Below are 26126 nucleotides of genomic sequence, written 5' to 3' on the forward strand. Positions count from 1 at the left end.
AAAGCCCTAATAAATTCACGCCAACTGGAAAAACACGCTATTTTCAGCTAGAATAATGCCCAATTTTTCCCTCATTTTAACGAGAAATAGAATGTCTAACCAAAAACGAAAAATGCTTGTTACTTGTGCGTTGCCTTATGCAAACGGTGCAATTCATTTAGGTCATATGCTTGAGCATATTCAAGCGGATATTTGGGTGCGTTTTCAACGTATGCGTGGCAATGAAGTCCACTTTGTCTGTGCAGATGACGCACACGGCACGCCCATTATGCTCAACGCCGATAAATTAGGCATTACGCCTGAACAATTAATTACAAAAGCGAAAGCTGATCACGAAGCCGATTTCGCTGGTTTTAATATTAGTTTTGATAACTACCACTCTACCCATAGCAAAGAAAACCGCCAAATTACCACTGAAATCTATAAAACCTTAAAAGCAAATGGTTTTATTAAAAGCAAAGTGATTTCACAGCTATTCGACCCTGAAAAAAATATGTTCTTGCCAGATCGTTTCGTCAAAGGCACTTGCCCAAAATGTAAAGCGGAAGATCAGTATGGCGACAACTGTGAAGTGTGTGCTTCAACTTATAGCCCGATGGATTTGATTAATCCACGTTCAGCCGTTTCTGGAGCAACGCCTGTTGTAAAAGAGTCTGAACATTTTTTCTTTGACCTACCCAGTTTTGAAGGTATGTTAAAAGCGTGGACTCGTTCTGGCTCGCTTCAGTCAGAAATTGCCAATAAAATGCAAGAATGGTTTGAAAGCGGGTTACAACAATGGGATATCAGCCGTGATGCTCCGTACTTTGGTTTTGAAATTCCAGATGCGGAAAACAAGTTCTTCTACGTTTGGTTAGACGCACCTATCGGTTATATGGCGTCATTTAAAAACCTGTGCGATCGTAAAGGCATTGATTTTGATGCCTTCTGGAAAAAAGATTCTACTGCTGAGCTTTATCATTTCATTGGTAAAGATATTGTTTACTTCCACAGCTTATTTTGGCCTGCTATGCTTGAAGGAAGTGGCTATCGCAAACCAACAAACGTGTTCGCACACGGCTATGTAACCGTAGATGGGGCAAAAATGTCAAAATCTCGTGGCACATTTATTCAAGCTAGCACTTATTTAAAACATATCGACCCTGAATGTTTACGCTATTACTACGCTGCTAAGTTAAACGATCGCATTGAAGATTTAGACTTCAATCTTGAAGATTTTGTACAACGTGTAAATAGCGATATTGTTAATAAATTAGTAAACCTTGCCTCTCGTAATGCAGGATTTATTACTAAACGTTTTGATGGCAAATTGGCTGAAAAATTAGAAGACGAAACCTTATTCAATGAATTTACCGCTCAAGCGGAAACCATTGCAAATTTCTATGAAAATCGTGAATTTAACAAAGCGGTTCGTACCATTATGGAATTAACCGACAAAGCCAATAAATACATTGATGATAAAGCACCTTGGGTACTGGCTAAAGAAGAGGGCAAAGAGGCAGAGTTACAAGCAGTTTGCTCAATGGGCATTGAGCTATTCCGTGTATTAATCAGCTATTTAAAACCTGTATTACCAAAACTAGCCGAACGTGCCGAGGCTTTCTTACTAGTCAAATTAGGTTGGGACAATATCGCAACACCATTATTAGACCATACCGTTGCACCATTTAAATCGTTGTTTTCACGCCTTGAGAAAAAACAAATTGATGCCGTTATTGATGAAACAAAAGCATTATTTGCCGAAAACCAAGCAGCAGAGAACAAAAAAGGAAAACAAGCGGTGGAAAATCAAGAAAATTCTGCAATTGAGCAAATTGCCCCTGAAATCACTATTGATGATTTTGCGAAGCTCGACTTGCGTGTTGCAAAAGTCATACGTTGTGAGGCGGTGCCAGAATCCAATAAATTATTGAAATTTCAATTAGATTTAGGCGATCACCAACGCCAAGTATTCTCAGGCATTAAAGCTGCTTATAATAATCCAGAAGAATTAAATGGTCGCTTTGTGATTATGGTGGCAAATCTGGCTCCACGTAAAATGAAATTCGGTGTATCTGAAGGAATGATTTTATCCGCAGGTACAGGTGGTGCAGATTTATTCTTACTGTCTGGTGATGAAGGTATTCGCCCAGGTATGCAAGTGAAATAAGGGAATATGTATGATTCAACAAACACTTTCTATCATTAAGCCTGATGCAACACGCCGTAATTTAATTGGCAACATTCTCTCACATTTAGAATCAAATGGGTTGACGATAAAAGCAATTAAACGCCTACACCTTACTCGTGAACAAGCAGAAGGTTTTTATGCTGAACATAAAGGCAAAGATTTTTTTGAGCCTTTAGTAACATTTATGACCTCAGCACCTATTGTTGTATCTGTATTAGAAGGTGAAAATGCCGTACAACATTACCGTGATTTGATGGGAGCCACGGATCCTGCAAAACGTGAAAAAGGCACGATCCGTGATAAATTTGCATTAAGCTACCGTGAAAACTCTGTTCACGGCTCAGACTCGGAAGCATCCGCAAAACGTGAAATTGCCTATTTCTTCGTACCGAGTGAAATCGTTTAAAAGCAAAAAGCCATTTGAGCAACAGACTCAAATGGCTTTTAACTTTGGGGAAAATTAGATATATTCCACACCCACAATATCAAATTCAACTTGACCACCAGGCGTGCTAATACTTACAGAATCATCTACTTCTTTACCAATTAAACCACGTGCAATTGGCGAATTCACTGAAATTAACCCCTCTTTAATATTAGCTTCATCATCGCCTACAATACGATAAGTCACTTTTTCATCAGTATCCGCATTCACTAATTGAACTGTTGTGCCGAAAACCACTTTCCCATTATTGGTCATTTTCGTTACATCAATGATTTGAGCATTACCTAATTTACCTTCAATTTCTTGAATACGCCCTTCACAAAACCCTTGTTGCTCACGAGCGGCGTGGTATTCTGCATTCTCTTTTAAATCGCCGTGTTCACGAGCTTCAGCAATGGCATCAATAATTTGCGGACGGCGTACGTTTTTTAGAAAGTCCAACTCTTCACGCAGTTGCTCTGCACCACGTACAGTCATAGGAATTTGTTTCATTCAGTCTGTTTCCTTACTAAAAATAATCGGTTTACGAATAAAATTGAAAGGGCTATTATTCATTTTCTCAGCGAAAATTTCAACTGTCCTTTTACTATAAATTTTTCATATTCGATCGCTAAAAACCTAAACAATCATTAGATTATCATCCAACATCAAAATAATATTTTTATGCGACTTCACAAAACCAAAATGCTCTTATATTTAAACAGTTAAGACGATAAAGGCTCATTTCAAACAATTAAATCTCGATTGCTCCGCTGCATTTTCACGTCAATATAACTACAACTTGGCTTGATTTTTAACTGGTTTTCTTGGGCAAACGCAATTAACGCATTATATAACTCGCCTGCTATTCCCTTGCCTTGAAAAGCTTCATCAACTTTGGTGGTGTAAGCATCAATCACATTTAACGCAGACTGCCCACTTTTACGCCATTTTCTGCAACATATTCAAATTCAACATTATCTAGATTGTGTTTAATCATAATTCCTCCGTTTTTTTGTGCATTCTACGCTGTTTGGGGCTGACTGCAAGCGGTTATTTTTGCAAAAAACTTTGCAAAAATAACCGCTTGCAGATGAAAAAGGCAAACGTTTGCTTTATAATGAAGCCCATTTTATTTCAACTTTTAACTTCATTTTTAAGGAATTTAAAAAATGGCGATTCAGCAGGCGTTATTAAGTGTGTCTGATAAAAAAGGCATTGTCGAATTTGCTCGAGGGCTATCTGCTCGCGGTGTAAAATTACTTTCAACAGGGGGAACAGCAAAATTATTAGCTGATGCGGGTTTGCCTGTAACGGAAGTCTCAGACTACACAGGTTTTCCTGAAATGATGGACGGCCGAGTAAAAACGCTTCACCCTAAAATTCATGGCGGAATTTTAGGCCGCCGTGGCACAGATGATGAGGTGATGAATCAGCACAGCATTGAGCGTATTGATATGGTGGTGGTGAATCTCTATCCTTTTGCCCAAACCGTGGCTAACCCAAATTGTCGCCTTGAAGATGCAGTAGAAAATATTGATATTGGTGGGCCAACAATGGTGCGTTCTGCTGCGAAAAATCATCAAGATGTAGCAATTATTGTCAATAATAACGATTTTGATGCCATTCTTGACGAGATGGATCAACATCAAAACTGCTTAACCCTTGAAACTCGCTTCAACCTTGCCATTAAAGCGTTTGAGCACACTGCACAGTACGATTCGATGATTGCGAACTACTTCGGTCAAAAAGTACCGCCTTATCAAGGTGCTGAGGAAGAAGACTTAACTCAACCAAGCGGTCAATTCCCTCGTACGTTAAACTTGAATTTCGTGCGTAAACAAACAATGCGTTATGGCGAAAACTCACATCAAAATGCGGCTTTCTACGTGGAAAATGAGCTAACAGAAGCTTCTGTTTCAACAGCCAAACAATTACAAGGCAAGTCACTTTCTTATAATAACATTGCTGATACTGATGCTGCACTGGAGTGTGTGAAGGAATTCGCAGAGCCTGCTTGTGTGATCGTAAAACACGCCAACCCTTGTGGCGTGGCGTTAGGCAAAGATATTTTAGAAGCCTACAACCGTGCTTACCAAACCGACCCAACCTCTGCGTTCGGTGGCATTATTGCGTTTAATCGTGAATTAGATGGTGAAACGGCACAAGCTATCGCAGATCGTCAATTTGTTGAAGTAATTATTGCACCAACCATTTCCGCAAAAGCCAAAGCCGTATTAGCGAGCAAGAAAAATGTACGATTGCTTGAATGTGGCGAGTTTTCAACTGCGTCAAAACGCTTAGATTTCAAACGAGTAAACGGTGGATTGCTAGTGCAAGATGCCGATCAAGGCTCTGTTTCGTTAGATGATTTACAAGTGGTCTCTGAACGCAAACCAACCGAAGCGGAATTAAACGATTTGCTATTCTGCTGGAAAGTAGCGAAATATGTGAAATCAAATGCCATTGTGTATGCGAAAGACGGTCAAACTATTGGTATTGGTGCAGGGCAAATGAGCCGTGTTTATTCAGCAAAAATTGCAGGCATTAAAGCAGAAGATGAAGGGTTACAAGTTGCAGGCTGTGTAATGGCATCTGATGCCTTCTTCCCATTCCGTGATGGTATTGATGCAGCGGCAAAAGTCGGTATCACTTGTGTAATCCACCCAGGTGGTTCTATGCGTGATCAGGAAGTGATTGATGCGGCTAACGAACACAATATGGCAATGGTGCTTACAGGTATGCGTCATTTCCGTCATTAAGCCAAACAACCCAATTCAGGGCGAATATTATATTCGCCCTTTATTTTTTAAATGTTGATATAAATATTGATATGAAAAGGGGCGAAAATCTTTCGCCCCTACACTCTTGCAAAAAATAATTAAATTAAGACCGCTTGTTGCAATGCTTTCAATACCGCAGGCTGTGCCGATTCAGATAACGTAGTTAAAGGTAAACGTAAATTTGGCTCGCTAATTAATCCTAATTTATAAGCAGCCCATTTCACGGGGATCGGGTTTGATTCTACAAATAGATCTTTGTGTAATGCCATTAAACGGTTGTTAATTTCTTCTGCTTCATCAAATTTACCTGATAAGGCTAACTCACACATTTTTGCCATATCTGCAGCAGCAACATTATTTGTTACTGAAATAACGCCTTGACCGCCTTGTTTCATTGACTCAAACCCAGTTGCATCGTCACCACTTAAGAAGATGAAATCATCTCCTGCTAATTGCTTAATTAGCGGTAATCGACTTAAATCACCTGTGGCTTCTTTTACCGCAACAATATTTTCAATTTTTGCTAAGCGACCAATTGTTTCAGGTTTTAAATCACTGCCTGTACGCCCTGGTACATTGTAGAGAATTTGTGGCAGTTCAGTACTTTCTGCAATCGCTTTATAGTGTAAATACATACCTTCTTGAGTTGGCTTATTATAATAAGGTACAACACTTAAACAACCTGATACGCCACTATTTGCTAATAATTTAGTCATAGTAATTGCTTCACTGGTTGCATTTGAGCCTGTTCCTGCAATAACAGGAATACGCCCGTCAGCAAACTCAACCGTTTTCTGAATGACTTTCACATTTTCATCAATGCTTAACGTTGTTGATTCACCTGTTGTCCCGACAGAGACAATACCGTGAGAACCTGCTTGAACGTGGTAGTCTACTAATTTTTTTAGATCTTGATAATCCACTTCACCGTGCGTCATTGGAGTTACTAAAGCCACGATACTACCGTGAAATAAAGGGTTTGCCATAATCATCTCCTGTTTTTTATTATGTTTAATATTCTTTGCTAGATTGCAAAATTCAGTTTAAATATGCAAGCACTTTTTTATAATTATTTGAAATTTAATCATAAAGGCTCTTATCCTCTTCATTTGGTCGGGTTTTAAAACGTCGATGTAGCCACATATATTGCGTGGGTACATTCATAATCTCCCGCTCAACAACCTTATTCATCAATATGGCTGTCTCTACTTCATCTTGACATTCACTAAAATCAACTGGAGGACTAATTTTAATCGTGTAGCCTGAATAATCCGCATTGCGAATCGGACTAAATGGAATAACCACAGTATTAGGTGCAGAGCGAAGTAACATATAGCTACCTGCTGTAGTACAAGCTTCATCTACTGCAAAAAAAGGCACAAAAACGCTGTTTCTTCTACCATAATCGTGATCTGGAGCGTACCAAATCATTCCGCCGTTTTTTAATACTCGAATCATACCTCGAACATCTTTGCGATCGAGCATCCCTTTATTAGAGCGAATTCTACCTCGAAATTGTATCCAATCTAACAGGGGATTATCATTTGGCCGATAAATGCCAATACCTTGATGATGTAAGCCAACAATTCTTGCACCAAGTTCTAAAGTTAAAAAATGTACACCTACTAGCAATATGCCTTGGTTATTTCTTGTACTCTGCTTTAAATATTCTTCCCCTTCAATTTTAGACCATTTCAGAATACGCTCATCAGACCAGAACCACGCCATACCTGTTTCAATAATCGCCATACCTACCGATTTCATATTTTCTTGAACTAACGCTGTAATTTGCTCAGCTGAATAATGTGGAAAACAGAGTTCCAAATTGCGGCGGGCAATTTGCATACGGCGTTTTCCAAAACCTAACTGAGTAAACACCTTCCCAAGGCCCAAGCCAATTTTGACTAAAATAGGGTATGGTAAACAGAGAATTAATTTGAAAATCCCTAATCCCAGCCATAATCCCCAATATTTAGGATGTAAAAACGCTTTTTGAAACGGAGGTAATTTTTTTTTATCGTTCATTATCAAATCTCTGCTGTCTATTTAGCGATATTATAGCCAAAAACAGTTAAAAGTGTTAAGTAGATCAAATTTTTGAAAACTTATTCTATTTTTAACTTGAATTTTTAGGGTGAACCGCATATTTTGATTACAGATATCAATGGCAGCAGCCTTAACTAAACAAGAGGAAAATGTTATGTCACTCAATATTTCAAGCAAACAAATGGACATTACCCCTGCAATCCGTACTCATATTGAGGAGCGTTTAGCTAAGTTAGAAAAATATCATACCCAGTTAATAAATCCGCATTTTATGCTGATTAAACAACCAAATACCTTCCAAGTAGAAGCAACCATAGGCACACCTTTAGGTGATTTGGTTGCAAAAGCTGAGCAGGAAGATTTATATAATGCGATTTTCGATGTAAAGAAAAAATTAGAAGGGCAATTAATTAAATTAAAAGAGAAAAATGAGCATTAATGCTGCTCCCTTTTAAATAAAATTCAGGGCTAAATGAAAACTCATTTAGCCCTTTCTTACAAGCGGTTAAATTTGCTTAAAAGTTTGCAAATATGCCTATTTCGCTTGAAATACTTTCACATTACGATAACCACTCTCTTTTAAATAAAGTGCTTGCAACTTACTCATCACACCACGCTGGCAATACAGCAAGTAAGTTTTATCTTGATCTAACTCACTAAACAGACTAGAAAGTTTATAAAATGGTAATGCTTTTACCTCAACCCCCGGTAATCGGAAAGGGTTTTCATCTACTTCCTCCGGGCTGCGAATATCTAAAATAATATCGTTTTCTGATAATTCACTTGTTGTTTCAACCGAAACAACTTCTTTTTCTGCTTGCTGAGCGATTTCACGAATATCCAAATAGTCAGCATTTTTAACCGCTTGATCTAGCACATCAAAATTAAAGTGCCCCTCTTCTTCCACAATTTTACTCTCAATCGCTTTTACGGTTGGATTTTTAGAAATCACGCCGCAAAATTCTGGCATAGATTTAGCAATATCATCCGTGCCAATCTCTTTTGCTATCGCAATAATTTTTTCTTTATCGTGAGTAATCAGTGGGCGTAAAACGAGAGTGTCAGAAGCCTTATCAATCAAACGCAAATTGGTTAAGGTTTGGCTTGAAACTTGTCCTAACGCCTCACCTGTTACGATTGCTTGAATGCCAAAACGCTCGGCAATTTTGCTTGCTGCACGCACCATCATACGTTTTAATACCACCCCCATTTGTCCGTTATCGACCTTTTCTAAAATCTCGCCAACTACATTTTCAAAATTGATCGCCACAAAACGGACTTTATGCGAAGTGCTATAACGGCTCCAAATATGATATGCCATCTGCTTAACGCCAAGTTCGTGAGCTGCTCCACCTAAATTGAAAAAGCAATAATGTACACGAGAGCCACGGCGAATCAGCATATAGCTTGACACACCAGAATCAAAACCACCCGATATAAGAGACAGAACATCTTCTTGCGTGCCAATAGGATACCCACCCAATCCCTCATAACGTGCTTTAATCAACAACATTTTGTCTTGTTCAATATCAATTCTAACCGTCACATCAGGATTTTTTAATTTCACTCTAGCACTTTCAATCCGTTGGTTTAGCCCTCCACCCACATAACGTTCAACATCCAGTGAGCTGAAATCGTGCTTGCCTTTACGGCGAACCCGCACACTAAAAGATTTATCTTCAAGTTCATCTTTTACCGCAGCATAGGTTTGCTCAAAAATATCGTGCATATCAGTAAATGGCGTTTCTTCAACCTCCAAAATATGATGAATACCAGGGGTACGCTTGAGCAAATCCAGCACTAATGCCCCCTCTTCCTCGACTTTTGCTCGCACTTTAATAAAATCACAATGACGAACAACAGATATATTTTTGGTTTCTTTTAACAAGACATTGCGGATATTTGAGGTTAAAATTTTGATAAATCGTCTACGCACTGAGTCGCTTTTAATCATAATTTCAGGGAAAAATTTAATAATAAATTTCATATAAAAATCTGTTCGCTATAATTCGCTATAAAAAGGTGGGCTATTTTAGTCTTTTCTGGCTCAAAATCCTAGAAAAGAAAATCCCCAATCTAAGAAATAGACTGGGGATTTGCAAAAAATCTGACTTTTTAGACCGCTTGTAAATGGTTTTCGTAAGCCTGCAAGGTATTTTGCATTAACATTGCTACAGTCATTGGCCCAACGCCACCTGGTACAGGCGTAATAAATGACGCTTTTTTTGAGGCAACAGAATATTCCACATCACCTTTTAGCTTGCCCCCTTCACTACGATTAATCCCAACATCAATCACTATCGCACCGTCTTTAATCCAATCTCCAGGGATAAACTCAGGCTTTCCAACTGCCACCACTAGAATATCCGCTTGATGTATATGGCTTTTTAAGTCTTTTGTAAAACGATGGGTTACAGTAACGGTACAGCCTGCAAGTAGCAATTCTAATGCCATTGGCCGCCCCACAATATTAGAAGCCCCCACAATCACAGCGTGCTGACCATATAAATCCACACCCGTTGCTTCAAGTAATTTCATTACACCATAAGGAGTGCAAGAACGCAAAAGTGGAATACGTTGAGCTAAACGCCCTACATTATAAGGGTGAAATCCATCCACATCTTTATGCGGTGCAATTGCTTCTATCACTTTAGTTGAATCAATTTGTTTTGGTAAAGGTAATTGCACTAAAATACCATCAATACTATCATCTTGATTAAGCTTATCAATGAGCGAAAGCAGCTCCGCTTCGGTTGTTTCTACAGGCAAATCATAAGATTTAGATTCAATGCCAATTTCTGCACAACTTTTACGTTTACTTCCAACATAAACTTGAGAAGCAGGATCAGCCCCAACTAAAATAACCGCAAGCCCAGGCTTACGCTTGCCTTGTTCAATATATTGCGTAATTTTCTCACTAATATCTTTTTTTATTTTTGAGGCAATCTCACTCCCCGATATAATCTGTGCAGCCATTTTTCTCTCCCGAAACATTAATTAGCGAAAACGTTTGCTATTTTACTCAAAAAAATCCTATTTTGATAAGTTAATTTTACGAACAGCGGATAAACTTCAATCATTTAATCACACTTTAACAAAAAAAGATTGACTGTTGATTAAAGAAATTTATAATCACTACATCATTTTTCGGCGAGTAGCGCAGCTTGGTAGCGCAACTGGTTTGGGACCAGTGGGTCGTAGGTTCAAATCCTATCTCGCCGACCACTTCTTTTTCTCATTGCGCCCTTAGCTCAGCTGGATAGAGCAACGCCCTTCTAAGGCGTGGGTCAAAGGTTCGAATCCTTTAGGGCGTGCCATTAAATCCTTTTAAAATCAATCAGTTGTCTTTTTATAACTCATTTTAGAGAGTTTTTCCTGAATTATGAAATGCCTTAATTACTTTAGCCATATTAAAGCACCTCCAAAACACCCACTAAAAAAATTGGATAGATTCGGATTTTGCCCAAATTATTCGGAGTTAAATTTTACACAAAAGTACTGAAATGCTAGATTTCTGGGATTTCTCAGGGTTACTTATAGTTTATTAGATAATAAGATGGAGGCGTGTCCCGGAGTCGAACCGAGCTACATGGATTTGCAATCCAGTGCATAACCGCTTTGCTAACACGCCGTAAGATTTGAAAATTGGAGCGGGAAACGAGGCTCGAACTCGCGACCCCGACCTTGGCAAGGTCGTGCTCTACCAACTGAGCTATTCCCGCATTTGAATATTCTGTGAAAGAACGAGTTGCATTTTACGGATTTATCGTTTTATGTCAATGACAAATTTGACACACACTTATCAAGTGCTGAAAAAAAACTCACCACACACCATTTTAGATCTAAAAACAAACAAGCGGTTGATTTTTGCAAAAAATTGACAAAAAACAACCGCTTGCTAGAGCTTATCAATTAGCGTTTTTTCGCTTTCGCATTTGGTAAGTCTGTAATAGAGCCTTCAAATACTTCTGCCGCTAAACCTACCGATTCGTGTAAAGTTGGATGTGCGTGAATGGTTAATGCAATATCTTCTGCATCACAACCCATTTCAATTGCAAGACCGATTTCGCCTAATAATTCGCCACCGTTGCTACCTACAATCGCACCGCCTAATAGGCGATGAGTGTCTTTGTCAAAAATCAGCTTCGTCATCCCTTCTGAACATTCAGAGGCAATTGCTCGACCTGAAGCTGCCCAAGGGAATTTCGCGACTTCGTAATTTAAGCCTTCTTGCTTGCACTCTTTTTCGGTTTTACCTACCCAAGCGACTTCTGGCTCAGTGTAAGCAATAGATGGAATTACTTTCGGATCGAAGTAGTGTTTTTGTCCTGCAATGACTTCTGCCGCAACGTGACCTTCGTGAACCCCTTTGTGTGCTAACATTGGCTGACCCACGATGTCGCCGATTGCAAAGATGTGTGGCACGTTAGTGCGAAGTTGTTTATCGACAGGAATGAAGCCACGCTCATCAACGTGAACGCCTGCTTTACCTGCATCAATTAATTTGCCGTTTGGTACACGACCAATTGCTACTAATACGGCATCATAACGTTTGGTGTCGTTGCACGCTTTGCCTTCCATTGAAACATAAATACCGTCATCTTTTGCTTCAACTGCGGTCACTTTAGTTTCAAGCATTAACTTGAATTTTTTCTCGATTTGCTTGGTGTAAATTGCCACAATGTCTTTGTCTGCCGCTGGAATCACTTGGTCGAACATTTCCACCACTTCCACTTCCGAACCTAACGCATTGTAAACCGTTCCCATTTCTAAACCGATAATACCACCACCCATAATTAACAGTTTCTTAGGCACTTCTTTTAATTTAAGTGCATCTGTTGAATCCCAAACACGTGGATCTTCGTGTGGAATGAATGGTAATTGAATTGGGCGAGAACCCGCTGCAATAATTGCATTATCAAAGGTTACCGTGGTTGGGTTGCCGTCACGATCACGAGCAACTAAGGTGTTTGGTCCAGTAAATGCAGCTAAACCTTCTACCACCGTTACTTTACGTGCTTTCGCCATACCGGCTAAACCGCCCGTTAATTTTGAAACTACGCTCTCTTTACCTGCACGAACTTGGTCTAAATCAATAGTGGGTTCGCCGAAAGTGACACCGTTATGTACTGCGTGTTTTGCTTCTTCAATCACTTTTGCGACGTGTAATAACGCTTTAGATGGAATACAACCTACGTTTAAACATACGCCACCTAAGGTTGAATAGCGTTCAACAATAACGGTTTCTAAACCTAAGTCGGCACAGCGAAATGCAGCTGAATAACCTGCTGGGCCTGCACCAAGTACCACGACTTGCGTTTTAATTTCTTTGCTCATATTTGCCTCATTTGTGATACAAGCGGTCGATTTTGCAAAATTTTTTACAAAAACAACCGCTTGTTAAAATTACATTACTAAACGACGAATATCTGCTAATACGCCGTTAATATAGCTTAAGAATCTTGCGCCATCTGCCCCATCAATAACGCGGTGGTCGAATGATAAGGATAATGGAAGCATTAAGCGTGGCTCGAACTCTTTACCGTTCCAAATTGGCTGCATTTCAGATTTAGATACACCTAAAATTGCCACTTCCGGAGCATTCACGATCGGGGTGAAGTGAGTAGTACCGATACCACCTAAACTTGAAATAGTAAAACAACCGCCTTGCATATCTGAAGCCGTTAATTTACCTTCACGTGCTTTTTTCGATACTTCCATTAACTCACGAGAAAGTTCGATAATGCCTTTTTTGTTCACATTTTTAAATACAGGAACCACTAAACCATTTGGTGTATCTACTGCAACACCGATGTTGATGTATTTTTTCAATGTTAAACGTTGTGCATCTTCAGAAATTGAGCTATTGAAACGTGGAAATGCTTCTAACGCGCTTGCTACCGCTTTCATAATGAATACCACAGGTGTGATTTTCACATCTAACTTACGTTTTTCAGCTTCTTTATTTTGATCTTTACGGAAATTTTCTAGCTCAGTAATGTCTGTGCGGTCAAAGTGAGTGACATGTGGAATCATTACCCAGTTGCGGTGTAAATTCGCACCAGAAATCTTATTAATACGGCTTAACTCAACTTCCTCTACTTCACCAAATTTGCTGAAATCCACTTTCGGCCATGGTAATAAGCCTAAACCAGCACCGTTTGCTGCACCAGTTGCGGCAGCTGCCGTTCCGCCTTGTTTTTCAAATACTTGAACTGCAGTTTTGACGTATGCTTGAATATCTTCTTTAACGATACGACCTTTACGACCTGTACCTTTTACTTTGTCTAAATTGACACCGAACTCACGAGCCAAACGACGAATTACTGGTGTTGCGTGTGCATAACCAGCAGCAGAAACTACTTGTTCTTGATTTAAACCTGATTGGTTTTGAGCGGCTGGGACCGTATCAGTTTTCGCTGGTGCTACTTGTGGTGCTGGAGCTGACGCATTTTGAGCCACAACAGGTTCTGCACCTGTTACTTCAAATTTCATAATTAATGAACCAGTTAACACTTTATCGCCAGATTTCACTAGAATTTCTTTTACCACCCCCGCAAATGGTGCAGGTACTTCCATTGATGCTTTATCGCCTTCAACAGTAATTAAAGATTGCTCTTCTGATACAGAATCTCCTACTTTAACCATAATTTCAGTTACGTTTACTTCATCGCCACCGATATCTGGTACATTCACATCTTTAATTGCAGATGTTGAAGCAGGTGCAACAGCTTCTGCAACTGGGGCTGCTTGTACTGATGCAGATGATGCGGTTTCAAACTTCATAATTAATTTGCCTGTTGAAACTTTATCGCCTACATTGATTAAAATTTCTTTTACCACGCCCGCAACTGGTGCAGGGACTTCCATAGACGCTTTATCACCTTCAACACTAATGATTGATTGATCAATTTCAACGCTATCGCCTACTTTAACCATAATTTCAGTTACATTTACTTCATCGCTACCAATATCTGGCACATTTACTTCAACAACTGCTGAAGTTGTTGCTACAGACGCAGGAGCAGTTTCTGCTTTTGGTGCTTCAGCCTCGGGGGCAGCATCAGCTGAGGCTAATACTAACATTGGAGAGCCAGTTGAAACTTTATCGCCTACCTTCACTAATACTTCTTTTACTACACCTGCTTCTGGTGCAGGCACTTCCATTGAGGCTTTATCACCTTCTACGCTAATAATTGATTGGTCTACTGAAATAGTATCACCAACTTTTACCATCACTTCAGTAACACTTACTTCATCTGAACCAATATCTGGCACATTAATTTGTTTTGACATTTTAAAATCCTTCTTTTGTAAACAGATAAACTGATTTTATCCTTACAAATTTAGGGTGGGTTTCCCCACCCCATTTTGCAAAATTTTCGTTAAATTTTACCGCTTGTATTACGCATATAATGGGTTAATACGATCCACATTTAAGCCAAATTTAGTAATAGCATCAGCAACAACTTTAGTTTCCACTGTGCCTTCTTTCGCTAATTGAGCAAGTGCTGCAACAACGACATAACGCTCATCAACTTCAAAGTGCTCACGTAAGTTTGCACGGCTGTCTGAGCGGCCGAAACCATCTGTACCTAACACATGATAATGTTTACTTGGCACATACGCACGAATTTGCTCAGCGTATAGTTTCATATAATCTGTTGCGGCAACTGTTGGTAAGTCTGCTAACACTTGTGCGACATAAGGAATACGCTGCTCTTCTGTTGGGTGTAATAAGTTCCAACGAGCTACATCTGCACCGTCACGACCTAATTCGTTGAATGATGGTGCTGAGAATACATCTGCAGTTATACCGTAGTCATTTGCAAGAATTTGAGCTGCTAAACGTACGTGACGCATAATTGCACCAGAACTTAATAACTGAATATGGCCCTTGCCTTTACCTTCAACCGTTTCAAATTTATATAAACCTTTACGGATACCCTCTTCAGCACCTGTAGGCATTGCTGGTTGTTCGGTAATTTCATTTAATGTGGTAATGTAGTAGAATATATCTTCTTGATCTTCGCCATACATACGGCGGATACCATCTTGAACAATGACCGCTACTTCAAATGCAAATGCTGGATCGTAAGTGACACAATTCGGAATTACGCCCGCTTGAATATGGCTATGACCATCTTCGTGTTGCAAACCTTCTCCATTTAAGGTTGTACGGCCTGAAGTTCCCCCAATCATAAAGCCACGAGCTAATTGGTCGCCAGCTAACCACATCATATCGCCTACACGTTGGAAGCCGAACATTGAGTAGTAGATGAAGAATGGAATCATCGGTAAATTGCTGACAGAATATGATGTTGCAGCAGCAACCCAAGATGCAGTTGCACCCAACTCATTGATACCTTCTTGTAATACTTGGCCATCTTTTGCTTCACGGTAGTAAGCCACTAAATCACGGTCTGATGGCACATAGTTTTGACCGAATGGGTTGTAAATACCGATTTGACGGAATAAACCCTCCATACCAAAAGTACGTGCTTCGTCCGCAATAATTGGCACGATTTGCTGACCGATATTTTTATCTTTCAATAAGGTATTTAACACACGAGAGAATGCCATCGTAGTTGAAATACCACGCGGTTGCTCATCTAATAATGCTTGGAATTCAGATAACTCAGGCACTTTGAACTCAACGGTAAATTTCGGCTTACGCACAGGAACAAAACCATTTAAATCTTTACGTTTACCATGTAAATAATTGTACTCTTCTGAACCTTCTTCGAATTTGATATATTCTAGATTTTCAACTTGCTCATCAGTTAACGGCAACTCAAAGTAATCACGGAAGCCTTTTAAGCTCTCTAATGACATTTTTTTCGATTGGTGAGCCGTATTTTTACTTTCTGCCTCAGGAATACGATAACCTTTTACTTGTTGAGCTAATATCACAACTGGTTTGTCTGATTTCTGTGCTTTTGCATAAGCCGCATACAATTTTTCAGAATCATGAGCTCCACGACGTAATGCCCAAATTTCATCATCTGTCATATCCGCTACGAGTGCGGCAGTTTCTGGATAGCGACCGAAGAAGTGTTCACGAACGTAAGCACCATTTTTAGATTTGAACGTTAAATAGTCACCATCTAACACTTCCATCATTAATTGGCTTAATTTACCTGAAGTATCTTTAGCGAATAATTTATCCCACTCGCTACCCCATAATACTTTAATCACTTCCCAACCTGCACCAGTAAATACGCCCTCTAATTCTTGAACAATTTTACCGTTACCGTTTACTGGACCATCTAAGCGTTGTAAGTTACAACTAATAGTAAAAATTAAGTTGTTTAATTTTTCACGACCTGCAAATGATAATGCACCTTTAGATTCGATTTCATCCATCTCGCCATCGCCTAAGAAAGCATATACTTTTTGATCAGCAGTGTCTTTTAAACCACGATGTTCTAAATATTTTAAGAAACGAGCTTGGTAGATTGCATTCACTGGTCCTAAGCCCATTGATACCGTAGAGAATTGCCAAAACTCAGGCATCAATTTAGGGTGAGGGTAAGAAGATAAACCATCTGTGAATGCTTCTTGGCGGAAGTTGTCCATTTGCTCAGCCGTAATACGACCTTCTAAGAAAGCACGACCATACATTCCTGGTGCTGCGTGGCCTTGGAAGAAGATTAAATCTCCACCATTTTTATCCGTTGGTGCTTTAAAAAAGTGGTTAAAGCAAACTTCATACATTGTTGCTGCAGATTGGAATGTTGAGATGTGTCCACCTAAGTCAAGATCTTTTTTCTGGCTACGCAAAACAGTGGCAATTGCGTTCCAACGTACGGCAGAACGAATACGACGCTCGATTTTATGATCACCTGGATAAGCTGGTTGCTCAGAAACTGGAATTGTATTGACATAATCCGTTGTCGTACCTGTTGGTAATGACACGCCGCCAGCACGTGCTTGGCTGATAACTTGTTCAACGATAAATTGAGCTCGCTCTAAACCTTCTTCACGAATTAACGAATCTAGTGATGCCAACCAATCTTGAGTTTCGATTGGATCTACGTCATTTCTCAAGTTCTCTGACATAGTATTCTTCCTTATTAAATTAATGATTGAAGTAATAAATAACAAAATCTTAACAAATTTTGCTTATTTGATGATTTTTAGACCAATTTTTATCGAAAAAATTCATCTCAAACGGCTATTTTAAATTTAGCCTTAGTTAAGCTTTAAGTCGAAAAGCCCAAAATAAAAGTATTATCTATTTGATTTTAAACGTTTTTATAGTGTTTTATAAAATTTGTTTAAATTTTGTAGATAAATTTGCAATGCAAGATAGCAAAAATCGCTGATGTTGTCTAATTTTGTTCAAGACACAAACCACGCTTAATGTTAATTAAACCTTATAAAAATAAGAAAAAACCTGATGTTTAACGCTAAATTAGGTATATATTGTAGCTATTCCTAATCCTTACTCTTTACTTCAACTTCACGTGCTTAGCTAACCTTTGGATAAGTGATGGCCCTTGATAAATCATAGCAGAGTAAACTTGCAATAAGCTCGCACCAGCATTAATCTTTTCTTGCCCACTCTCTAACGAATGAATTCCTCCGCTTCCAATGATAGGAACACGCCCATTTAATTCAACAGATAATCGGGCAATCAATCGGCTGCTTAATTGATGCAGAGGCTTACCGCTTAATCCACCTTGCTGCTCAAAATGTGTTAAACCCACAACACTTTCACGAGAAAGCGTCGTATTTCCTGCAATGACTCCATCAATCTGATGGCGAACTAAGCTATCTGCCACAGAAGCAATTTCCTCATCCGTTAAATCAGGGGCAATTTTCAATACAAGCGGTCGATATTGACCAATTTTTTGCAAAAGTTGAGCCTGCTCTTTTTTTAAATTAACCAATAAATCATCTAATGCCTCGCCATATTGCAGACTACGCAAATTTTTAGTATTTGGCGATGAAATGTTTACTGTGACATAATCGCAATATTCATACACTTTCCGTAAACAAGTCAGATAATCATCTAAGCTATGCTCAATCGGAGTGAGTGCATTTTTGCCAATATTAATCCCCAAAATGCCGTCATATTTCGCTTTTTTCACATTCTCAATCAGAGCGTCAACACCTTTATTATTAAACCCATTTCGGTTAATAATGCCTTCAGCTTCTAAAACTCGGAATTGTCTTGGCTTAGGATTTCCATCTTGTGCAAGAGGCGTCACTGTACCAACTTCAATAAAACCAAAGCCTAATTTGCCAAAGCCATCTATCGCTTCGCCGTTTTTATCTGCTCCAGCTGCCAAACCAATCGGATTTTTAAAATTAAGCCCCATCACTGTTGTCGGATTAGATGGCGTAACTAAAGGTGAAAAAGGGAGTTTCCCTACTAATGCAAGAGCTTGAATAGAAAGTTGATGTGCATTTTCAGCCTCAAGCGAAAATAAAAATGGACGAATAAGAGAATACATAAAGGTATTTTCCCCAAATGATAAATAGTTATAAAAAAGCCCAATCATTAGATTGGGCATTCGGGCAATAAAATCATTACGCATCAAACATTGCAGAAATAGACTCTTCATTGCTAATACGACGAATCGCTTCTGCAAGCATTCCAGATAAAGTTAAAACTCGCACCTTATTAAGTGCTTTAATTTCATTAGTTAATGGAATAGTATCTGTTACCACAATTTCATCTAACGCTGTATTTGCTAGGTTTTGTGCTGCTGCTCCAGAGAATACTGCATGGGTTGCATAAGCAAATACACGACGTGCACCACGCTCTTTTAATGCTTCAGCGGCTTTAGCTAAGGTACCGCCAGTATCTATCATATCATCAACTAAAATACAATCACGCTCTGCGACATCACCAATAATATGCATAACTTGCGATACATTTGCTTTCGGGCGACGTTTATCAATAATTGCCATATCGGTATCATTCAATAATTTAGCGACCGCTCTTGCACGCACCACCCCGCCAATATCAGGGGAAACTACAATAGGATTGACTAAATCTGATTTTTTCAAAATATCTTCAATAAGTACAGGCGAACCAAATACATTATCTACTGGCACATCAAAGAAGCCTTGAATCTGTTCCGCATGTAAATCACACGTTAATACTCTATCTACACCAACGCTTGACAGAAAGTCAGCGACCACTTTTGCAGTAATAGGGACACGGGCTGAACGCACACGTCTATCTTGGCGAGCATAGCCAAAGTATGGGATAACGGCTGTAATACGACCAGCAGAAGCACGACGCAACGCATCAACCATTACAATCAATTCCATTAGATTATCATTCGTTGGTGCACAAGTTGATTGCACAATGAAAATATCGCCTCCACGCACATTTTCATTGATTTGCACTTGAATTTCACCATCGCTAAAACGACCAACAGTTGCATTACCTAATGAAGTATAAAGATGTTTTGCAATACGATTAGCAAGTTCTGGCGTTGCATTGCCCGAAAACAGTTTAATATCTGTCATGGAGTGACCCTTTGATTAGTGGTGGTTAGTTTGGAATAATGTTTGATGTAATGGCGAAATATTTTGCCCTTTCGCCACAAAACCAAATGTCTCTGGTGGCCTATAAGCAAAAACTTGTTCAGCTTCTGCTTGTGTACTAAATTCAGCAAAAATACAAGCACCTGTGCCTGTTAGCTTAAACGGTGCATATTGTAACAATTCTTGCATAAGATCTTCAACCGCTGAATAACGTTCTCGCACAACTTTTTCGCAATCATTTGTCCATTTTGACGATAATAATTTGCTCAAATCGCGTTTTGGTGTGTTTCTTGGTAAATTCGGATCATTAAAAACGATTGCCGTTGAAATAGAAACCTCAGGTTTTAGCACCACATACCATTTTTCTTCAGGCTCACAAGGTGTGAAGACTTCACCGACTCCTTCAGCAAAAGCTGACACACCTCTTACAAAAATGGGCACATCAGCCCCTAAACTTAAACCTAATTCAGCAAGTTGTTCAAGTGAAAGATCTGTTTGCCATAAATGATTTAAACCCACTAACACCGTAGCGGCATTTGATGAGCCACCACCAACACCACCACCCATCGGCAAATTTTTAGTAATGCCAATTTTTGCCCCTTTGTTGCAAGCGGTTGTTTTTTGCAAAAGTTTGGCAGCTCGGTAAATCAAGTTATCTTCAACGGCAACCCCTTCTAATTGATTTGTTAATTCAATTTCAGGGCTATCGATTATTTCAATCTCAATTTCATCGCAAAAGTCTAAAAACTGAAACAGTGTTTGTAACTCGTGATAGCCATCTTCCCTTTTGTTGGTAATATACAAAAACAGGTTCAATTTAGCTGGACTGGGTAAAATCATTTTTTCCATTAATAAGTCCATCTTTCAATGCGGATTTTTAAAGTTTGCGAACCATTTTCAAGCACAATTAATTTAGGCAAATGTGGCTCACGATCTTCGTGATACTCTACATAACTTGATGTCCAAATGGTGCCATTGAGTGGATAGCTAAATTGCGAAAGCTGGCGTTTTTCATTCACAATATAATTACCTTCTTTTTCAGGTTGCCCTTTTACCCAATAAGCAAACTGGTCAATTGGGAATGAAACACCAATCATCTCTTTCATTAATGCTTCAATATCACTATCAGAACGGCTACTGCCTTCACTATCTGAAACCGTTAAACCACGCTCATTACGTTCCAATTTCAATGATTTAGTGGAAAAAGTAGAAGAAAGCTCTAAGCTAAAATGCGTTGGCGTATGGTATTGCAAATTGAAATGGGAAGAAAAACGCTCTTTTGGCGAAATGTAACCAAATTGACCTGTCGCGCTATAGCGTTGAATTTTAGCTAATTGCCCTAAATGTTGTTGCCATTGTCTATCATTGTGTGGAATTTGTACTGTTGGCTTTGGTACTTCCGTCGGAGCCTGTAATACGGAGTTACACGCCATTAAGCCAAGCAATACACTCAGAGATAAAATTTTTATGCGTTTTTTCATATTTTAAAATCAATTGTAGAAGCGAAAACTACTCGCCTTATTGCCTATTATAATTAGCTAAATTGTAAGCTGTGAAGCTGTTTATAAGCCCCACCTTTTGCCAACAATTCTGTATGATTACCACGTTCAATAATATTTCCGTGATCGACGACTAAAATTTCATCGGCTTTTTCTATCGTCGATAAGCGGTGAGCAATAACCAAAACAGTGCGATCTTTTTGCAACACGTCAAGAGCCGATTGAATCGCCCTTTCTGATTCTGTATCTAAGGCAGAAGTTGCCTCATCAAGTACTAATACTGGTGAGTTTCGCAGCAAGGCACGCGCAATCGCTAAACGTTGGCGTTGCCCGCCCGATAAGCTCGCGCCATTTTCACCAATCACAGTATCTAAACCATTATCCAGTTTTTCAATAAATTCCATTGCGTGCGCGGCTTTTGCCGCTGCAATAATTTCATCTCGGCTATATTTATCTGTTGCTGCATACGCGATATTATTGGCAATCGTATCATTAAATAAATGAACCTGCTGTGAAACCACAGAACATTGCTCACGTAAATTTTTCAATGTGTAATCTTGAATATTTATGCCATCAAGTAAAATCTCGCCTTCATCCACATCATAAAAGCGAGTAAGTAAATTGGCAATCGTTGATTTGCCTGAACCAGAACGCCCAACTAATGCAACGGTTGTACCTTTAGGAATATCAAAAGAAATATTGTTTAATGCTTTATTCTCTTTGCCTAAATAACTAAAGCTTACATTTTTAAATTTAACATTCCCTTCAACTTTTTCCATATTAACCGTGCCATTATCTGCCTCAGTTTTTAAATCTAAAAATTCAAATAATGTTTGGCAAGCCGCCATACCACGTTGGAATTGCGAATTTACATTGGTTAATGATTTTAAAGGACGCAACATTGCCATCATAGAAGAAAAGACGACGGTAAATGAGCCCGCAGTTAAATTCTCACTCATTACTTCAGGAAAGGTAGCAACATAAAGTACGGCAGATAACGCAAATGAAGCGATAAGTTGTACCACGCCATCAGAAATACCGTCAGCTGAAACCACTTTCATTCCTTTACGACGCATATCATTGCTAACACGGTCAAAGCGTTCTTTCTCTACTTTTTGCCCACCAAAGGAAAGAACTTCTTTATGCCCTTTTAGCATTTGCTCGGTAGTCACTGTCAGTTCGCCCATTGAGTGTTGAATATTACGGCTTAATTTGCGGAAATATTTAGAAATAAAACCAATTAACAGACCAATAATCGGAGCCATAATAAAGAGCACGATAGAAAGCTGCCAGCTAGTGTAAATCATCACAACAAACAAAGAGAGCAAATATGCACCTTCACGCACAATAGTCACTAACGAATGCGAAGCGGAACTTGCCACCATCTCCGTATCATAAGTAACACGTGAAAGTAAACGCCCAGTTGGATTATTATCAAAATAACTCACAGGCATATACATTAAGTGCTGAAAAATATTGCGGCGTAATGTCATTACCACTTTGCCCGAAACCCACGCCAAGCAGTAACTAGCGATATAGTTAGTCACTCCTCTCACTAAAATAAATACAACGACAAGTGCTGCCATTAATTTAAGAAAATAATGGTTTGCTTGCCCAAACCCTTCATCTAAAAGTGGTTTAAGCAAATAAATGAGGCTTGAATCAACTAAGGCATTTAGTACTAAAGCGACTGCACCTGCAATCAACCCCGCTTTAAAAGGACTGATTGTTGGCCATAAACGTTTAAAGGTTTTAAACGTGGAAAGATCTTTTTCTGAATTCACTTTTTACATCACTCTTGCTTATTGAAAAATCGGGCTATTGTACCTTGATTTCAAAGGCTAACCAAATCGGTTTTATTTTTGTTTGATTTTTAATCAGAAATAACACCTTTCTCAGTTTAAACAAGCGGTGATCTTTGGTGAATATTTTGCAAAATTTAATCAAAATATGACCGCTTGTCTATTTTGGTATTACGCTTTTAAAAATTGAATAACCGAACCTAGATCTCTCGTTCGTTTAGAGGGGGGTAAACTTTTCAAGAAGGTTTGTCCATAATTACGCATAACCAAACGCGAATCGCAGATAATCACCACACCTCGATCCGTGACATCTCGAATTAAACGCCCAACACCTTGTTTTAGTGTGATCACCGCCTCAGGAATTTGAATATCATTAAACGGGTCTCCGCCTTGCAATTTGCAATCCTCCATTCGTGCCTTGAGTAGTGGTTCATCTGGTGAAGTGAAAGGCAATTTATCAATAATCACCAGGGAAAGTGCATCGCCTCGTACATCAATACCTTCCCAAAAACTTTGGGTAGCAACCAGTACGGCGTTATCTTCTTTGACAAATTTCTCTAATAGACGCCCTTTACTTGTCTCGCCTTGTAATAATACGTTGAGCGAACTCTGTTCTCGTAAGAAATCCGCTAGGCCTCGCATCATATAATAAGAGGTACAGAGCAAGAAACAACGCCCTTTGTTCGCCTCAATAACGGGTTTTAATAGTTGTCCTAGTGCCGTTAAAGTATGAGCCTTATTGGTATCGGGTAAATAACGAGGTACGCACAGTAACGATTGATTTTGATAATCGAAGGGGCTTTGCAAAACCAGTTGTTCGGCATTTTCAATACCTAATCGTTGGCAGAAATGCTCAAACGAACCACCAACCTCCAGGGTTGCGGAGGTAAACACCCAACCAATTTGCTGATTTTTTAGCTGTTCGCCAAACTTATCTGCCACCATAAGTGGCGTGATGTGTAAGCCAAAAGAGCGACCGTTTGCTTCGTACCAATAGCAATATCCTGTCACCGTAGTATCCATTAATTTTTTAAGCTGTACTTTCACTTCCGCTAAGCGTTCAAAAATTTTATCTAAAGTGTCAGATCGACCTAATGATTTTTTTACTACCTCACTTAAAAAGTCAATGTTTTCAGATACTTTTACTAAGCCATCCACCACTTTTTTATCTCGAAACAGATCCCGTAAATTCCCTCTAATCTGCCCTTCTCCCCCCATTAATAAGCGAAAATCTTGCACCACTTTCATAAGATGATCGGAGGCTTTACCTAATTGTGCCACATCTTTTAATTCTGTACGGTAAACGATGTTGGTATCTTTGCAAAGATCAAATAATTGGCGAGAAGAGAGGGATTGCCCAAAGTATTGGCTAGCAATATCTGGAAGTTGATGAGCTTCATCAAAAATCACCAATTCAGCTTCTGGGATCAACTCGCCAAACCCCGTTTCTTTTACCGCCATATCTGCACAAAATAGATGATGATTTACCACAACCACATCAGCTTCCATCGCCTTACGGCGAGCCTGTACCACATAGCAATCCTTAAAATGGGGGCAATCAGAGCCTAAGCAGCTCTCTGTTGTGCTCACTAATTGCGGTAAAATCGGGCTGTCTTCCGCAATCGTAATACATTCACTTAAATCACCTGTTTTACTTGAATTTTGCCATTTGCTGATTTTTTTCAAATCTGATAATACGGATTTATCGCCGAGCACTCCCATTGCCGTCACTTGCTCTAATCTCTCTAAACAGAGATAATTCGCTCTGCCTTTTAGTAACGCTATTTTACCTTTATATTTGAGGGCTTTTTGAATGGTAGGGAGATCACGATTAAAGAGTTGATCTTGTAGGTTTTTAGAACCTGTGGAAATAATCGTTTTTTTACCTGAAAGCAATGCTGGCACTAAATAGGCAAATGTTTTGCCTGTTCCTGTGCCAGCCTCAACAACCACGGGTGTTGCAAATTTTACGGATTTTCCGACCGCTTGTGCCATCGCAAGCTGGGCTTTTCGTGGGCGAAAGCCATTAATATTTTGGCTCAATAGACCATCATCGCTAAATGCGTGAAGAATTTTATCGTCGTATTTTGTCATAAATTAATCGCCCAACAACAAGCCGTCATCACTTAACTGTTCACGGCGGTTTTGTTGGAAAAGTTGTAGTAAATCTGGCACATCCATTTTTTGTCGCTGCTCGCCAAACACATCAAACGCGACTTGTCCTTGGTGTAACATCACAGTACGGTCGCCGTAATCTAGGGCTTGTCGCATTGAATGAGTCACCATTAGGGTAGTGAGTTTTTGTTCTCGCACGATTTTGTTGGTTAGCTCCAGCACAAAATCCGTGGTTTTAGGATCAAGAGCAGCAGTGTGTTCATCTAGTAATAGAATATTAGATGGCTTCAGCGATGCCATCAAAAGACTCACCGCTTGGCGTTGTCCGCCTGATAATCGCCCCATTTGGTCGGTTAATCGGTTTTCTAAGCCCAATCCTAAAAGTGACAGTTTTTCTTTAAAAAGCGCTCGCATTTGGCGTTTGATCGCAAAGCTTAAACTTCGCTTTCCACCACGTTGATAAGCGAGTGCCATATTTTCTTCAATGGTCAAACTTTCACACGTGCCCGCCATAGGGTCTTGGAATACTCGAGCGACTTGATTCGCTCTTTGCCACGTTGTTGTATTATTAACTTTATGACCTTGAATAATAATCTCGCCACTATCTACTTGGCAATCGCCACTAATTGCATTTAGCATAGTGGATTTGCCTGCTCCGTTACTGCCAATCACAGAAACAAATTCACCTTGTTCTACTTTAAGAGATAACCCTCGCAATACAGGATTTTCAATTGCGGTGCCTTTATTGAAGGTAATGAATAAGTTATTTAATTCAATCAT

Annotated in this window: 19 protein-coding genes, 4 tRNA genes and 1 pseudogene; 6 read left to right on the forward strand and 18 right to left on the reverse strand. The window is 39.3% G+C overall.

What is annotated here, in order from left to right:
• Positions 1 to 91 precede the first annotated feature (91 nt).
• A complete protein-coding gene (metG, locus tag HV560_RS09445; protein WP_176812730.1) occupies positions 92 to 2149 on the forward strand; it encodes a methionine--tRNA ligase in 2058 nt (685 codons plus the stop codon).
• Positions 2150 to 2159: 10 nt separating this feature from the next.
• Positions 2160 to 2576, forward strand: a complete 417-nt coding sequence (gene ndk, locus HV560_RS09450; protein WP_176808809.1) for a nucleoside-diphosphate kinase — start codon at positions 2160 to 2162, stop codon at positions 2574 to 2576.
• 54 nt (positions 2577 to 2630) lie between these two features.
• On the opposite strand, the gene greA is transcribed toward ndk, so the two are convergent.
• Both greA and HV560_RS09460 read right to left on the reverse strand, forming a co-directional pair.
• On the reverse strand, positions 2631 to 3107 hold the full coding sequence (gene greA / locus HV560_RS09455) for a transcription elongation factor GreA (protein ID WP_176812731.1): 477 nt from the start codon (positions 3105 to 3107) through the stop codon (positions 2631 to 2633).
• Between the two features lie 233 nt (positions 3108 to 3340).
• Positions 3341 to 3594: pseudogene (locus HV560_RS09460) on the reverse strand (GNAT family N-acetyltransferase).
• A 172-nt stretch (positions 3595 to 3766) separates the two neighbouring features.
• On the opposite strand from HV560_RS09460, the gene purH reads away from it, so the two are divergent.
• Complete coding sequence (gene purH / locus HV560_RS09465) at positions 3767 to 5356, forward strand: bifunctional phosphoribosylaminoimidazolecarboxamide formyltransferase/IMP cyclohydrolase (protein ID WP_176812732.1); 1590 nt, start codon at positions 3767 to 3769, stop codon at positions 5354 to 5356.
• 119 nt (positions 5357 to 5475) lie between these two features.
• Here the strand turns inward: purH and dapA are convergent, their stop codons facing one another.
• Both dapA and HV560_RS09475 read right to left on the reverse strand, forming a co-directional pair.
• A complete protein-coding gene (dapA, locus tag HV560_RS09470; protein WP_371739889.1) occupies positions 5476 to 6369 on the reverse strand; it encodes a 4-hydroxy-tetrahydrodipicolinate synthase in 894 nt (297 codons plus the stop codon).
• Between the two features lie 88 nt (positions 6370 to 6457).
• The gene (locus HV560_RS09475) at positions 6458 to 7402 is read right to left on the reverse strand and encodes a Kdo(2)-lipid IV(A) acyltransferase (protein ID WP_176812733.1); all 945 of its coding nucleotides are present in this window, start codon (positions 7400 to 7402) and stop codon (positions 6458 to 6460) included.
• A gap of 175 nt (positions 7403 to 7577) precedes the next feature.
• On the opposite strand from HV560_RS09475, the gene hpf reads away from it, so the two are divergent.
• Positions 7578 to 7862, forward strand: coding sequence for a ribosome hibernation-promoting factor, HPF/YfiA family (gene hpf, locus HV560_RS09480; protein ID WP_176808814.1), 285 nt, complete (start codon positions 7578 to 7580; stop codon positions 7860 to 7862).
• Between the two features lie 96 nt (positions 7863 to 7958).
• Here the strand turns inward: hpf and thiI are convergent, their stop codons facing one another.
• Together thiI and folD are read right to left on the reverse strand one after the other, a co-directional pair.
• On the reverse strand, positions 7959 to 9410 hold the full coding sequence (gene thiI, locus HV560_RS09485; protein ID WP_176812734.1) for a tRNA uracil 4-sulfurtransferase ThiI: 1452 nt from the start codon (positions 9408 to 9410) through the stop codon (positions 7959 to 7961).
• Positions 9411 to 9538: 128 nt separating this feature from the next.
• Positions 9539 to 10399: a bifunctional methylenetetrahydrofolate dehydrogenase/methenyltetrahydrofolate cyclohydrolase FolD gene (gene folD, locus HV560_RS09490; RefSeq protein WP_176812735.1), complete on the reverse strand. Its 861-nt coding sequence runs from the start codon at positions 10397 to 10399 to the stop codon at positions 9539 to 9541.
• Between the two features lie 172 nt (positions 10400 to 10571).
• On the opposite strand from folD, the gene HV560_RS09495 reads away from it, so the two are divergent.
• A tRNA-Pro gene (locus HV560_RS09495) sits at positions 10572 to 10648 on the forward strand.
• Positions 10649 to 10663: 15 nt separating this feature from the next.
• Positions 10664 to 10740, forward strand: a tRNA-Arg gene (locus HV560_RS09500).
• Positions 10741 to 10980: 240 nt separating this feature from the next.
• On the opposite strand, the gene HV560_RS09505 is transcribed toward HV560_RS09500, so the two are convergent.
• From HV560_RS09505 to HV560_RS09560, 12 genes are all read right to left on the reverse strand, one after another.
• Positions 10981 to 11054, reverse strand: a tRNA-Cys gene (locus HV560_RS09505).
• 15 nt (positions 11055 to 11069) lie between these two features.
• Positions 11070 to 11145: transfer RNA gene (locus HV560_RS09510), tRNA-Gly, on the reverse strand.
• Between the two features lie 190 nt (positions 11146 to 11335).
• Complete coding sequence (lpdA, locus tag HV560_RS09515) at positions 11336 to 12760, reverse strand: dihydrolipoyl dehydrogenase (RefSeq protein WP_176808817.1); 1425 nt, start codon at positions 12758 to 12760, stop codon at positions 11336 to 11338.
• Positions 12761 to 12829: 69 nt separating this feature from the next.
• Complete coding sequence (aceF, locus tag HV560_RS09520) at positions 12830 to 14719, reverse strand: pyruvate dehydrogenase complex dihydrolipoyllysine-residue acetyltransferase (RefSeq protein WP_176812736.1); 1890 nt, start codon at positions 14717 to 14719, stop codon at positions 12830 to 12832.
• A 108-nt stretch (positions 14720 to 14827) separates the two neighbouring features.
• Positions 14828 to 17485: a pyruvate dehydrogenase (acetyl-transferring), homodimeric type gene (gene aceE / locus HV560_RS09525; protein WP_176808819.1), complete on the reverse strand. Its 2658-nt coding sequence runs from the start codon at positions 17483 to 17485 to the stop codon at positions 14828 to 14830.
• 392 nt (positions 17486 to 17877) lie between these two features.
• Positions 17878 to 18885, reverse strand: a complete 1008-nt coding sequence (gene pyrD, locus HV560_RS09530) for a quinone-dependent dihydroorotate dehydrogenase (RefSeq protein ID WP_176808820.1) — start codon at positions 18883 to 18885, stop codon at positions 17878 to 17880.
• 76 nt (positions 18886 to 18961) lie between these two features.
• Positions 18962 to 19912, reverse strand: coding sequence for a ribose-phosphate pyrophosphokinase (locus HV560_RS09535; RefSeq protein WP_159630893.1), 951 nt, complete (start codon positions 19910 to 19912; stop codon positions 18962 to 18964).
• Between the two features lie 15 nt (positions 19913 to 19927).
• Positions 19928 to 20791 carry a 4-(cytidine 5'-diphospho)-2-C-methyl-D-erythritol kinase gene (ispE, locus tag HV560_RS09540; RefSeq protein ID WP_176808821.1) on the reverse strand — a complete coding sequence of 288 codons (864 nt, stop codon included), beginning with the start codon at positions 20789 to 20791 and terminating at the stop codon, positions 19928 to 19930.
• A complete protein-coding gene (lolB, locus tag HV560_RS09545; protein WP_176808822.1) occupies positions 20779 to 21411 on the reverse strand; it encodes a lipoprotein insertase outer membrane protein LolB in 633 nt (210 codons plus the stop codon). Before lolB ends, ispE begins: the two co-directional genes overlap by 13 nt.
• Before the next feature lie 53 nt (positions 21412 to 21464).
• Positions 21465 to 23213: a lipid A ABC transporter ATP-binding protein/permease MsbA gene (gene msbA / locus HV560_RS09550; protein ID WP_176810245.1), complete on the reverse strand. Its 1749-nt coding sequence runs from the start codon at positions 23211 to 23213 to the stop codon at positions 21465 to 21467.
• Positions 23214 to 23402: 189 nt separating this feature from the next.
• A complete protein-coding gene (locus tag HV560_RS09555; protein ID WP_176808824.1) occupies positions 23403 to 25325 on the reverse strand; it encodes a DNA repair helicase YoaA in 1923 nt (640 codons plus the stop codon).
• Between the two features lie 3 nt (positions 25326 to 25328).
• Positions 25329 to 26126: an ABC transporter ATP-binding protein gene (locus tag HV560_RS09560; RefSeq protein ID WP_176812737.1), complete on the reverse strand. Its 798-nt coding sequence runs from the start codon at positions 26124 to 26126 to the stop codon at positions 25329 to 25331.

It is taken from the genome of Mannheimia pernigra (assembly GCF_013377995.1).
GTDB lineage: Bacteria > Pseudomonadota > Gammaproteobacteria > Enterobacterales > Pasteurellaceae > Mannheimia > Mannheimia pernigra.

Bases quoted from the DNA above. Each gene is read 5' to 3' on its own strand.
- purH (WP_176812732.1), top strand. From the start codon at position 3,767: ATGGCGATTCAGCAGGCGTTATTAAGTGTGTCTGATAAAAAAGGCATT.
- thiI (WP_176812734.1), bottom strand. From the start codon at position 9,410: ATGAAATTTATTATTAAATTTTTCCCTGAAATTATGATTAAAAGCGAC.
- pyrD (WP_176808820.1), bottom strand. From the start codon at position 18,885: ATGTATTCTCTTATTCGTCCATTTTTATTTTCGCTTGAGGCTGAAAAT.
- HV560_RS09555 (WP_176808824.1), bottom strand. From the start codon at position 25,325: ATGACAAAATACGACGATAAAATTCTTCACGCATTTAGCGATGATGGT.
- dapA (WP_371739889.1), bottom strand. From the start codon at position 6,369: ATGATTATGGCAAACCCTTTATTTCACGGTAGTATCGTGGCTTTAGTA.
- aceE (WP_176808819.1), bottom strand. From the start codon at position 17,485: ATGTCAGAGAACTTGAGAAATGACGTAGATCCAATCGAAACTCAAGAT.
- HV560_RS09560 (WP_176812737.1), bottom strand. From the start codon at position 26,126: ATGATTGAATTAAATAACTTATTCATTACCTTCAATAAAGGCACCGCA.
- HV560_RS09535 (WP_159630893.1), bottom strand. From the start codon at position 19,912: ATGACAGATATTAAACTGTTTTCGGGCAATGCAACGCCAGAACTTGCT.
- greA (WP_176812731.1), bottom strand. From the start codon at position 3,107: ATGAAACAAATTCCTATGACTGTACGTGGTGCAGAGCAACTGCGTGAA.
- hpf (WP_176808814.1), top strand. From the start codon at position 7,578: ATGTCACTCAATATTTCAAGCAAACAAATGGACATTACCCCTGCAATC.
- ndk (WP_176808809.1), top strand. From the start codon at position 2,160: ATGATTCAACAAACACTTTCTATCATTAAGCCTGATGCAACACGCCGT.
- HV560_RS09475 (WP_176812733.1), bottom strand. From the start codon at position 7,402: ATGAACGATAAAAAAAAATTACCTCCGTTTCAAAAAGCGTTTTTACAT.
- lpdA (WP_176808817.1), bottom strand. From the start codon at position 12,760: ATGAGCAAAGAAATTAAAACGCAAGTCGTGGTACTTGGTGCAGGCCCA.
- folD (WP_176812735.1), bottom strand. From the start codon at position 10,399: ATGGCTGCACAGATTATATCGGGGAGTGAGATTGCCTCAAAAATAAAA.
- aceF (WP_176812736.1), bottom strand. From the start codon at position 14,719: ATGTCAAAACAAATTAATGTGCCAGATATTGGTTCAGATGAAGTAAGT.
- ispE (WP_176808821.1), bottom strand. From the start codon at position 20,791: ATGGACTTATTAATGGAAAAAATGATTTTACCCAGTCCAGCTAAATTG.
- metG (WP_176812730.1), top strand. From the start codon at position 92: ATGTCTAACCAAAAACGAAAAATGCTTGTTACTTGTGCGTTGCCTTAT.
- lolB (WP_176808822.1), bottom strand. From the start codon at position 21,411: ATGAAAAAACGCATAAAAATTTTATCTCTGAGTGTATTGCTTGGCTTA.